This is a genomic window from Helicobacter valdiviensis, from assembly GCF_003245365.1.
Lineage (GTDB): Bacteria > Campylobacterota > Campylobacteria > Campylobacterales > Helicobacteraceae > Helicobacter_D > Helicobacter_D valdiviensis.
Genome location: NZ_NBIU01000125.1, coordinates 1 through 533, shown reverse-complemented (window position 1 = coordinate 533; position 533 = coordinate 1). Strand labels below are relative to the sequence as shown.

Sequence of the window (533 nt, the reverse complement as noted above, 5' to 3'; positions counted from 1 at the left end):
TCCATAACTCCATAAGCTAAATAGCTTAGTATAGGAATCTCAGAATCTAATAGTATTCCTGAAACTTTATTGCTTGGCAGAGCATATGTAGTAAGTGCCATGCAAGGCGTCTCATTTACCATACAAACTTCTTCTTTAGTTTTTGCTCCATGAAAATGCAAATCATCTCCATAGATTTTACCACTTGCTTTTGCATCTAGCTTACCATTTTTATATATTGCAAGTGCACTAAAATATTCGCCTTGTGAAAGAATCACATTATCTAACACTCCATCATTATTAATATCAATTTTTCTTTTATAGACTTTAGGATAACTGATATAAGTTGCTTTTTCCTTGATGGCTTTTGCCATTTCTTCTTTTATAACCTCTCTTTCTTCTGTGCAACAACGATAAAAACCGTCATATTTATTATTTGCTCCAAAAGCACAAAAACCTATACTAAAGGGAGGATTGATGGAGGGAGGAACTTTTTGCCATTTGCTCCAATCACTCTTATATCTTCTTGCATATTCACATAATTCTTTATTATT

At 32.6% G+C, this 533-nt stretch carries 1 pseudogene; it reads right to left on the bottom strand.

Going from position 1 to position 533, the window contains the following annotated elements:
- Positions 1-533, bottom strand: a pseudogene (locus tag B6S12_RS10860) (DUF1311 domain-containing protein); the annotation flags it as partial.